This is a genomic window from Rhodoblastus sp., assembly GCF_041915505.1.
In the GTDB taxonomy this organism is placed as follows: domain Bacteria; phylum Pseudomonadota; class Alphaproteobacteria; order Rhizobiales; family Beijerinckiaceae; genus Rhodoblastus.
Map to the genome: position 1 here is coordinate 1 of NZ_JAYSBG010000119.1, position 9666 is coordinate 9666.

At 65.0% G+C, this 9666-nt stretch carries 16 protein-coding genes; 6 read left to right on the plus strand and 10 right to left on the minus strand.

Annotation, left to right across the window (positions count from 1 at the left end; translation table 11 throughout):
- The coding region (locus tag ACE3S9_RS09405; protein WP_374546191.1) for a GAF domain-containing protein at window positions 1-228 on the plus strand (228 nt) is incomplete at its 5' end.
- A gap of 15 nt (window positions 229-243) precedes the next feature.
- Here ACE3S9_RS09405 and ACE3S9_RS09410 read toward each other — a convergent pair.
- Window positions 244-768 carry a YchJ family protein gene (locus ACE3S9_RS09410; RefSeq protein WP_374546192.1) on the minus strand — a complete coding sequence of 175 codons (525 nt, stop codon included), beginning with the start codon at window positions 766-768 and terminating at the stop codon, window positions 244-246.
- Window positions 769-811: 43 nt separating this feature from the next.
- Window positions 812-1300 (minus strand): hypothetical protein, encoded by a 489-nt coding sequence (locus ACE3S9_RS09415; RefSeq protein WP_374546193.1) that lies wholly within the window; start codon window positions 1298-1300, stop codon window positions 812-814.
- Window positions 1301-1513: 213 nt separating this feature from the next.
- On the opposite strand from ACE3S9_RS09415, the gene ychF reads away from it, so the two are divergent.
- The gene (gene ychF, locus ACE3S9_RS09420; protein ID WP_374546194.1) at window positions 1514-2611 is read left to right on the plus strand and encodes a redox-regulated ATPase YchF; all 1098 of its coding nucleotides are present in this window, start codon (window positions 1514-1516) and stop codon (window positions 2609-2611) included.
- Window positions 2612-2614: 3 nt separating this feature from the next.
- Here the strand turns inward: ychF and ACE3S9_RS09425 are convergent, their stop codons facing one another.
- Both ACE3S9_RS09425 and ACE3S9_RS09430 read right to left on the minus strand, forming a co-directional pair.
- Window positions 2615-2800, minus strand: coding sequence for a hypothetical protein (locus ACE3S9_RS09425; RefSeq protein WP_374546196.1), 186 nt, complete (start codon window positions 2798-2800; stop codon window positions 2615-2617).
- A gap of 19 nt (window positions 2801-2819) precedes the next feature.
- On the minus strand, window positions 2820-3053 hold the full coding sequence (locus ACE3S9_RS09430; protein ID WP_374546197.1) for a hypothetical protein: 234 nt from the start codon (window positions 3051-3053) through the stop codon (window positions 2820-2822).
- A gap of 245 nt (window positions 3054-3298) precedes the next feature.
- Here ACE3S9_RS09430 and ACE3S9_RS09435 point away from each other — a divergent pair, with 245 nt between their 5' ends.
- On the plus strand, window positions 3299-4309 hold the full coding sequence (locus ACE3S9_RS09435; protein ID WP_374546199.1) for a cation diffusion facilitator family transporter: 1011 nt from the start codon (window positions 3299-3301) through the stop codon (window positions 4307-4309).
- A gap of 3 nt (window positions 4310-4312) precedes the next feature.
- Here the strand turns inward: ACE3S9_RS09435 and ACE3S9_RS09440 are convergent, their stop codons facing one another.
- From ACE3S9_RS09440 to ACE3S9_RS09455, 4 genes are all read right to left on the minus strand, one after another.
- Entirely contained in the window at window positions 4313-4501 is a 189-nt protein-coding gene (locus ACE3S9_RS09440) for a DUF2892 domain-containing protein (RefSeq protein ID WP_374546200.1), read from the minus strand.
- Between the two features lie 85 nt (window positions 4502-4586).
- A complete protein-coding gene (locus tag ACE3S9_RS09445) occupies window positions 4587-5171 on the minus strand; it encodes a Crp/Fnr family transcriptional regulator (protein WP_374546201.1) in 585 nt (194 codons plus the stop codon).
- An 83-nt stretch (window positions 5172-5254) separates the two neighbouring features.
- Window positions 5255-5512, minus strand: coding sequence for a GDCCVxC domain-containing (seleno)protein (locus tag ACE3S9_RS09450; RefSeq protein WP_374546203.1), 258 nt, complete (start codon window positions 5510-5512; stop codon window positions 5255-5257).
- Between the two features lie 11 nt (window positions 5513-5523).
- A complete protein-coding gene (locus tag ACE3S9_RS09455; RefSeq protein WP_374546204.1) occupies window positions 5524-6414 on the minus strand; it encodes a LysR family transcriptional regulator in 891 nt (296 codons plus the stop codon).
- Window positions 6415-6549: 135 nt separating this feature from the next.
- Between ACE3S9_RS09455 and msrA the strand changes: the two genes are divergently transcribed.
- Genes msrA through ACE3S9_RS09470 form a run of 3 tightly spaced genes read left to right on the plus strand, consistent with a single transcriptional unit; the run spans window position 6550 to window position 8184 of the window.
- Window positions 6550-7200 (plus strand): peptide-methionine (S)-S-oxide reductase MsrA, encoded by a 651-nt coding sequence (msrA, locus tag ACE3S9_RS09460; protein ID WP_374546205.1) that lies wholly within the window; start codon window positions 6550-6552, stop codon window positions 7198-7200.
- Window positions 7201-7227: 27 nt separating this feature from the next.
- Window positions 7228-7776 (plus strand): TIGR00645 family protein, encoded by a 549-nt coding sequence (locus ACE3S9_RS09465; RefSeq protein WP_374546206.1) that lies wholly within the window; start codon window positions 7228-7230, stop codon window positions 7774-7776.
- A 54-nt stretch (window positions 7777-7830) separates the two neighbouring features.
- The gene (locus ACE3S9_RS09470) at window positions 7831-8184 is read left to right on the plus strand and encodes a RidA family protein (protein WP_374546207.1); all 354 of its coding nucleotides are present in this window, start codon (window positions 7831-7833) and stop codon (window positions 8182-8184) included.
- A 108-nt stretch (window positions 8185-8292) separates the two neighbouring features.
- Here the strand turns inward: ACE3S9_RS09470 and ACE3S9_RS09475 are convergent, their stop codons facing one another.
- Together ACE3S9_RS09475 and ACE3S9_RS09480 are read right to left on the minus strand one after the other, a co-directional pair.
- Entirely contained in the window at window positions 8293-9090 is a 798-nt protein-coding gene (locus ACE3S9_RS09475) for a ThiF family adenylyltransferase (protein ID WP_374546208.1), read from the minus strand.
- The coding region (locus ACE3S9_RS09480; RefSeq protein WP_374546209.1) for a 2-hydroxychromene-2-carboxylate isomerase at window positions 9087-9666 on the minus strand (580 nt) is incomplete at its 5' end. The genes ACE3S9_RS09480 and ACE3S9_RS09475, both read right to left, overlap by 4 nt.

Below are 9666 nucleotides of genomic sequence, written 5' to 3' on the forward strand. Positions count from 1 at the left end.
GAGCGCGAACGCGCCGCGCGCGCCGGCTTCGCCGCCGCTTTATCCATTCCGATCCGGGTCGACGGCGCGCTCTGGGGCCTGCTGCAGGCCCATGACCGCGAGCCGCGCCGCCTCGCCATGGACCAGCGCGCAGTGCTGGAGCTGTTCGGCGACGTGCTGTCGCTCAGCGCGCAAGGCGCGCTGTCGCGGCGGCCGGATGTCGCGATCCGCCAGCCGCAGGCTTTGTGACGCCGGAATAAAACCTCAGGCGGCCGCGCCGCAGCACTTCTTGTATTTCTTGCCGGAGCCGCAGGGGCACGGATCGTTGCGGCCCGGCTGGGCGCCAAGCACGACCGTTTCGCCCTTCATCGGCAATTCGCGGGCGAAGCGCCAGCGGCCCTCGCCGTCGCGGCGAAACAAGGAACGCTCTCTATGGGTCAGTTTCTTGCCGTCGCGGCTGAAATGGGCGACGAAGCTCACGGTGCCGGTCGGGTCGCCCTCGCCGCCGTCTTCGACGGCGAGAATGTCGAGGCCGAGCCATTCCGACTTATTGGCCCAGTCGCTGGTCGCCGCGCGGTCGAAATCGCCGCGCTGGTCCTCGGCCAGGGTGTCGTAGAGATAATCGACGTCGCCCCGGGCGAAGGCGCTGTAGCGCGACCGCATCAGGGTTTCCGCCGTCGGCGGATTTTTCGTGCGGGCGAGATAGGGGCCGCAGCAATCGGAAAAGGCGTGCGGGTCTTGCGACGCGGCGCGGCAGGGGCAGAGAGCTTCGGGGGAGATTTCGGTCATGGCGCGGGTTTTAGACGATTTCGCGCGTCATGCAATCGCCGGGTCATTTCGCCTTGGCGAAATCCTCCAGGGTCAATTCGCCGAAGGGCGACGGCTTCGGCGTCTCCACCTGGGCCGCGACGGGCTCGGGCTCCGGCGCAGGAACGGGTGCGGGCGGCGCGACCACGGCGTCGGCGGCCGGCGGCTGATCGGCAGGCGCGGCTGCGGCCGGCTCTGCTGCCGGCTGGTCCCCGGCAGGCTTGTCTCCGGCGGGCTTGTCGGCCGGTTTGGCCGGGATCGGACCGTGATAAAAGCCGAGCTTCGCCGCTTCGGCCTTGTCAACGCAGGTTTTTTTCGTCTTCCAGAAGATCTGGCCGCGCGGGCATTGCTCCGCCAGAACCGGGCTCGCCGCCAGGGCGCAGGCGAGTCCGACCGCCGCCAACAGGCCCCATCGCCAGCCATGGCCATGAGCCGAAACCGGAATCCCGACCGCCGCGTCCGGCAAAACGCCGGCCGCGCGGGGCAAGGAGACGAAGGCGAACGGCTTTTTCATCGCGACCCAAGCATGGTTAACCGGACTCTATCGCAATAGTGCGTGACCGAAATATGGCCGCCGCGCAAGGCCCAAATCGCCGCTGCGCGAGGCCCAAGTCGCCGCTGCGCAAGGCCAAAGTCGCCGCCGAGGAACGCAACTCGGGCTTGCCTTTTCGGCCCGCGCGCCGCATACGGCCCCGCGACCTTCCTTCTTCAATCGGTGAGTTCCCCCATGGGTTTCAAATGCGGCATCGTCGGCCTGCCTAATGTCGGCAAATCGACTTTGTTCAACGCGCTGACGCAGACCGCGGCGGCCCAGGCGGCGAACTATCCGTTCTGCACCATCGAGCCCAATGTCGGCGACGTCGCGGTGCCGGACCGCCGCCTTGAAAGCCTCGCCAAAATCGCCGGCTCCAAGGAGATCATCCCGACCCGCCTCACCTTCGTGGACATCGCCGGCCTCGTGCGCGGCGCCTCCAAGGGCGAAGGCCTCGGCAACCAGTTTCTGGCCAATATCCGCGAATGCGACGCCATCGCCCATGTGGTGCGCTGTTTCGAGGACGGCGACATCACCCATGTCGAAGGCGGGGTCGATCCGATCCGCGATATCGAGACCATCGAGACGGAGCTGATGCTCTCCGACCTCGATTCGCTGGAAAAGCGCGTCATCAATCTCGAAAAGAAGGCGCGCGGCGGCGACAAGGATTCGAAGGAGCTGCTCGATCTCGTCAACCGCTGCCTCGTCCTGCTGCGCGAAGGCCGCCCCGCGCGCACCGCCGAGGTCGCCGCCGACGAACGCAAGACTTTCGCGCAGCTCGGCCTGTTGTCCTCCAAGCCCGTGCTTTACGTGTGCAATGTCGAGGAGGCCGCGGCCGACAAGGGCAATGAATTTTCGGAAAAGGTCTTCGCCCGCGCGGCCGAGGAAGGCGCGGTCGCGGTGGTGGTCTCGGCCAAGATCGAGAGCGAGATCGCGGTGATGGCGCTCGAAGACCAGAAGGATTTCCTCGAAGCCGTCGGCCTTGAGGAGCCGGGCCTCAACCGCGTGATCCGCGCCGGCTACGGCCTGCTGCATCTCATCACCTATTTCACCGTCGGCCCGAAGGAGGCGCGCGCCTGGACCATCGAAAAGGGCGTCAAGGCCCCGGCGGCGGCGGGCGTGATCCACACCGATTTCGAGAAGGGCTTCATTCGCGCCGAAACCATCGGCTTCGAGGATTATGTCGCGCATAGCGGCGAATCCGGCGCGCGCGACGCGGGCAAGTTCCGGCTCGAAGGCAAGGAATATGTGGTCGCCGATGGCGACGTGCTGCATTTCCGCTTCGCGAACTGACTATTATTTCTGATTGGGCTTCCTGTTCCAGGACAGATTTTTCCGCCGCGCCTCGAGCATCCGGGCGGTCGATTCGGCTTGCATCTTCTGCAATGTCTGCATGTCGGCGGCGGCTTGCTCGCGCTCGGCCTTGCGGCTGTCGAAAATCGCCTGCAGCGGGTCCGGCTGCGGCGCTTTGGGCTTGTCCATGGCGGCGGCTCCGGCAGTCTTATGAAAAGTAGTGGCTACAACTGCCGCAACGATGTTGCGCGCCGTGTCCGTCGAGGATGAGCGTGCAATGGCCTGAGCAATCGCCGGGCTTCCACTCAGGGAAATGTTTGACGTCGCAATAGATCGAATTGCATTTGACGACATCGGCCTCGCTGACGAATTGCGCCTGGAAGGCGTTGTTGTCGCGCGGCAAGGGACGAGAATCCTTGAATGTCTTGCGGTCCAATAGCATGGCGCGTCCTCCCGGGTCGCTGAACGGCGAAAATATCTCTTGAATTCAATGTTTTGGCAATTTTGTTTCGCTCCAGCCGCCAAGGCGCGATCTGTCCGCACCACGTTAGCGCCTTGAAATCATGGGCGCTTGCGGTGCAGAAGCGGGGCAATAAACTTTACGTGAGCTTTCGCGCGCCAAAAACACCTGCGGGCTTGAACGCGCGCGAGCGAACGGCTTTATTCTGACCGCGAAAGGCAGGGCGCATGAGCGGAGATCACAGCCATCATTCTCACGATGGTCACGACCACGATCATCACGATCAGGACGCGCATGATCACGATCATGGCGAGGGATGTTCCGGCCATTCCCACGGCGTCGGCCATGCGCATGTTCATGCGCCAAAGAATTTCGGACCGGCCTTCGCCATCGGCATCGGACTGAATGTCGCTTTCGTCGTGGTCGAGGCGCTCTACGGCTTCCTCAGCAATTCCGTGGCGCTGTTGGCCGACGCCGGCCACAATCTGAGCGACGTGCTCGGGCTCGGCGTCGCCTGGCTCGCCAGCGAATTGGTGAAAAGGGCGCCGACGCCGCGCTTTTCCTATGGCCTGCGCGCCTCCTCGATCCTGGCGGCCTTGTTCAACGCCGTCTTCCTGATGCTCACCGTGGGCGCGATTTCGCTCGAAGCGATCCAGCGCCTCGGCTCGCCCGAGCCGGTCGCCAGCAAGACCGTGATGATCGTGGCGGCGATCGGCATCGTCATCAATGGCGTCACCGCCTGGCTGTTCGCCTCGGGCGGCAAATCCGACATCAACCTGCGCGGCGCCTTCCTGCATATGGCGTCGGACGCGCTGGTCTCGGCGGGCGTGGTGCTCGCCGGCCTGGTGATCCTGTTCACCGGCTGGCTCTGGCTCGATCCGGCGGTCAGCCTGATCATCAACGCCATCATCGTCTGGGGCACCTGGGGCTTGCTGCGCGAATCCCTCTCCATGTCGCTGGCGGCGGCGCCGAACCATATCGAGCCGGACAAGGTGCGCGGCTTCATCGCCAAGCGCCCCGGCGTGGCTTCGCTGCACGACCTCCACATCTGGCCGATGAGCACGACGGATATCGCGCTCACCTGCCATTTGGTCATGCCCGCCGGCCATCCCGGCGACCCCTTCCTGCACGATCTCGCCGCCGATCTGGCGACGCGTTTCCGGATCAATCACACGACGATCCAGGTCGAGATCGACCCGCAGCTCGCCTGCGTGCTGGCGCCGGACGAAGTGGTGTGAGTCTTATGCCTTCGGACAACTGCTGAGGCCGAACAGCCGATAGGCCGGGCAGAAGCGCGCGAGGCCGGTGACGAGCGGGATCACCCCGATCCAGCCCCAAGGGGTCTGCGGGCCGACGAAAACGCAGGCGATCAGGGCCAGTCCGACCAGGACGCGCAGGATGCGGTCGACGCCTCCGACATTGGCGGTCATGGGTTTCTCCTTGGATTGACGAATGGATCGGCGCATGCCGCGCCATCCGCAAGCCTTAGAAAACCCGGCCGGAAAAGTCGGTGACCTAAATCACGCAAGCGAGATCGGACAAAGCGGCGCGGTCGGCGAGAACCACGCGGCCGCGCCCAAGCCGCAGCAGGCCGGCGCGCTGGAATTCGGCGAGCTGGCGGCTCACCACCTCGCGCGCCCCGCCGATGTCCTCGGCCAGATCCTGATGGGTCGCCGCCACCACGCCCTGCGCGTCGGCTCGCGCCAGCAAGGCGGCGGCGAGGCGCGCATCCACCCGCAAAAAGGCGATGGTGGCGATCAGCCGCGTCATTTCGGCGAGACGGGAGCCGAACCGCTCGAACACGAAACGGGCGAATTCCGGCGATTCACGCAGCAGCCGCTCGAACAAAGCCGGCGGCGCGATGGCGACGCGCAGGTCCGTCTCCGCCACGCCCTCGGCGGTATAATCCAGCCCGCCCATCAGGCAGAGCGTGGTCTGGACGCAGGTTTCGCCCGGCGCAATGCGGTAAAGCAGCAGGCGGCGGCCATTTTCCGCCGTGACGCTCACCCGCGCGACGCCGTCGAGCAACAGCACGAAGCCCGGACAGGGCGCGCCCGGGGAGAACAAGGTCTTGCCGCGCGGGATCGCCAATTCCGGCAATCGCGCCAGCGCCGCTCGCGCGCGCTCGTCGAGGCTCGAAAGCGGCGAAAAGGACCCGAGCCAGGATTTTGCCGGCGATGTCGTCAGCTTTCCTCCTCCCCTTCCCTTTTCACCTGAGCGCGCATCGCGGAGCCACAGCAGCCGATCCCGGACGGTCTCGCCTGCATCGGCGGACAGGGCGCGTCGCCATAGGAGCAGAAGACGCAGCAATCGCCCTGCTTCGGCTTCAGGACGGCGCCGCAGGACCTGCATTCGTAGAAATAGACGCAAGCGTCGGTCGGCATCGGCTCGATCGCGCGATGGCCGCACAAGGGACAGGTGATCGTCGAACTGAGGATCATCGGGCCGCCCGTCAATATCTCCACATCGGGACGTTGGCGACGAGGAAATCGCGGAACACCTGCACGCGGGCCACCGTCTTCATCTCTTCGGGATAGGCCAGCCAGCAATCGAAGGTCGGCATTTCCGCGCCGAAATCGAGCCGCGTCAGCGGCGAATTCTCCTCGACCACATAATCGGGCAGCACGCCGAGGCCAGCGCCGCGCTCGATCGCCCGCGTCATGGCGAAAAGATTGTTGATCGAGATCACCGGCTGGCGCGGGTTTCTGGGATCGCGTCCTTGGGTCAGCAACAGGTTGAGATTGCGCAGATAGCCGGCGCCAGTCACGCCGAAGGCGACGATGCGATGGGCGTCGAGATCGGCCGGGCTGCGCGGCGCCCCGAACCGCTGCAGATAGGACCGCGAGGCATAGGTCGAATAATGCACGGTGAATAATTTGCGCCGGATCAGGTCGCCCTGCGACGGCTCCCACAGGCGCAAGGCGACATCGGCCTCGCGCATCGACAGGTCCAGCTCGTCGTCGGTGAGGATGACCACCACTTCGATATCCGGGTAAAGCTCACGGAAATCGGCCAGGCGCGGGGCGAGCCAGGCGGCGCCGAAGCCGGTATTGGCGGTGACCTTGAGCACGCCATGCGGCTTGTCGCGCGCATCCGAGAGCCGCACGCGGGCGCTTTCCAGCTTGCTCAGCACTTCCTGCACGGTGCGGAACAGGATTTCGCCCTGTTCGGTCAGCAGCAGGCCGCGCGCGTGACGATGAAACAAAGAGGTTTTCAGATCGTATTCCAGAGCGGCGACCTGACGGCTGACCGCCGACTGGCTCAGATGCAGCGATTCGCCGGCATGAGTGAAAGAGCCCGCCGCCGCAACGGCATGGAACACGCGCAACTTGTCCCAGTCCATCCCATCCCCATTCCTGTCCATTCCATTTCTGGTCGTTTCTTGGACTTTGCGGCCTTTATAGCGTGAATTTTCGAAAATGCTCTCGCCAATTCGGGCGTTCATCACCAGATCCTGAAGAACATCACGGAGACAGCCATGTTGTTTTCACGCAAGAAACTGCAAATTCCGACCGCCGCCGAGGCCCTGCCCGGCCGGCCGGAGCCGATCGCGACCGCCGAGAGGCATTTCGTCAACGGCCGCGCCCTCGCGGCGCCCTATCCCGACGGAATGGAGCGCATCCTGTTCGGCATGGGCTGTTTCTGGGGCGCGGAGCGCAAATTCTGGCAGGCCGGCGAAGGCGTTTACGTCACCGCCGTCGGCTATGCCGGCGGCTCGACGCCCCATCCGACCTATGAGGAGGTCTGCTCCGGCCATACCGGCCATACCGAAGTCGTTCTCGTCGTCTATGATCCGAAAAAGATAGAATTGTCGCGCCTGCTGGCGATTTTCTGGGAATCGCACGACCCGACCCAGGGCATGCGCCAGGGCAATGACATCGGCACGCAATATCGTTCCGCCATCTATACGACCGACGACGCCCAGCAGAAGGCGGCCGAACGGTCGAAAGAGCTTTACCAGCAGGCGCTATCCGCTCACGGCCATGGCGCCATCACAACGGAAATCGCTCCGGCGGGCGAATTTTACTTTGCGGAAGATTATCACCAGCAATATCTTGCCAAAAATCCGGCAGGCTATTGCGGCCTCGGCGGGAGCGGCGTCGCGTGCCCCATCGGCGTCGGCCTGTGACTTTGGAAGGGGGCGCGAGAGGTTCGCATGGCTGACGTCAGGCCCGCCGCCGGCAAACGGATCGAATTGTTTATCCAGAACATTCTCTTCGCCAGCCGGTGGCTTCTTGCGCCCTTTTACGTCGCTTTGGCCTTCGCCATGGGCATTCTGCTCATCAAGGCCGGGCAGCATGTGCTGCATCTGTTTCATGACGCTTTCGTCGCCGAGGAATCGACGGTCGTGCTCGACACGCTCGGCCTGATCGATCTGACGCTGACCAGCTCGCTGGTGGTGCTGGTCATCCTGTCGGGGTTCGAAAATTTCGTCGCCAAGGTCGAACCCGACGAGAACTCCAGCCGCCCGACCTGGCTGACCCAGATCGATTTCGGCGGCCTGAAGCTCAAATTGATGTCCTCCATCGTCGCCATTTCCGCGATCCAGACCCTGCGCGTCTTCATGGATCTGGAGAACACCAGCGACCGCAACCTTGCCTGGAACGTCGGGATCCACCTGACTTTCGTGCTCTCCGCCGTTCTGCTCGCGCTCAGCGACCGGATATCGCACGGTCCGGCCAAGGCCGAGGATAGCGCGCATTGATCTGCTGGTGTATTGAGCCCGCATCTTTGACGACGTCCGGCGGAGAGACCGAACATGCCCACTTTGAAAAGACTGAAACCCGGCAAGCGCATGAGCCAGGCCGTGATCCGCGGCAACGCCGTCTATCTGGCCGGCCAGGTGGCCGAGAAGACCGCCGGCGGCTCGGTCGCCGCGCAGACGGCGGAAGTGCTCGCCCAGATCGACGCTTTGCTGGCCGAGGCCGGCACGGACAAGACCAAGATCATGATGGCGACGATCTATCTCGCCGATATCGCCACTTTCGGCGAGATGAATTCGGTGTGGGACACCTGGGTGGTCGAGGGCGAGACCCCGGCCCGCGCCACGGTGGAAGCCAAGCTGGTCGCGCCGGACTACAAGGTCGAGATCGCGGTGATCGCCACCATCTGACGCCCGGGATCAAATTGCCCCATCAATGGGCGCGACTCCCTTCTCCCCTTGCGGGAGAAGGTGGCGCGAAGCGCCGGATGAGGGGTCCTCGCCAACGACCGGCGCCCTTCATCCGTCTCGCGCGGCGCGGCCGTTAAGCGGATTATCCTCGTCCCAGCCATAGGACAGGGTTTCGAAGCGCATGGTCGCGAGGTCGAACAGCGCCAGCCGCCCGACCATGGATTCGCCGAAGCCGACGATCTCGCGCACAACTTCCAGCGCCATCAGGGAGCCGACCATACCGGTCAGCGCGCCGAGCACGCCGGCCTCCGCGCAGGTCGGGAGCGCGCCTGGCGGCGGCTTGTCCGGGAACAGGCAGCGATAGGTCGGGTTGGGCGTTCCGTCCGGCCCGGTCTCGAATGGCCGCAAGGTGGTCAGCGAGCCGTCGAACTGCCCTACGGCCGCCGTCACCAGCGGCTTTTTAGCATAGAAGCAGGCGTCGGAGACCATATAGCGCGTGTCGAAATTGTCCGACCCGTCGGCGACGATATCGCAGCCCTCGATCAGCGCACGAATATTGGCCGCCGTCAGCCGCGCCTGATGGCCGACGACCCGCACATGCGGATTGAGCCGGCGCAAGGCGTCGGCGGCGGCCTCGACCTTGGGCCGGCCGAGATCGGCCTCGCCGAACAGCACCTGGCGCTGGAGATTGGAGACGGACACGACATCGTCATCGACGACATGAAGCTCGCCGACGCCCGCCGCCGCGAGATAGAGCAGCAGCGGCGCGCCGAGGCCGCCGGCGCCGACGACGAAAACCTTGGCCGCCTTCAGCTTGCGCTGGCCGACGCCGCCGACGTCCCGCAACACGATATGGCGGGCGTAGCGCTCGATCTCTTCGCCGGTCAATTGCGGCAGAACGCTCATGGGGCCCTCCCGCGCGCCCAGTCGAGCGCCTGTTCGAATCGGTCGTCGCCCCAGAACAATTCGCCATCCGCCGTTACGAAACTCGGCGCGCCGAACACGCCGGCCCGTTGCGCCGCCTCGGTCTCCTTGCGCAGATAAGCCTTCACCGCGTCGGATTGCGCCTCGGCCGGCAGATCGTCGGCGGGCAAGGCCAGCGCGACGAGCAGGTCGCGCAAGACCGCCTCCTGGGCAATGTCGCGGCCTTCCGCGAATTCGGCGTGGAAGACGGCGCGGCTGAATTCGGCGCGGCGCGCCTCGGGGACCGCCAGCGCCAGCCGCGCCGCGCGCAAGGTATTTTGCGGGAATGGTTCGGGCTTGCTGAAGGCGAGGCCGCGTCGCGCGCAGAGCCGCTCCATGTCGCGCCACATATGACGCCCCTTGGCGGGAAAGAGGTTAAATGGCGAGTCGGTCCAGCCCTGCGCCGAAAAAATCGCCCCGAGCAGGAAGGGCCGCCAGCGCAGGCGCACGCCCGCCGCTTCCGCCAGCGGACCGGCCCGCATGACGGCGAGATAGGAATAGGTGCTGGCGAATTCGTAC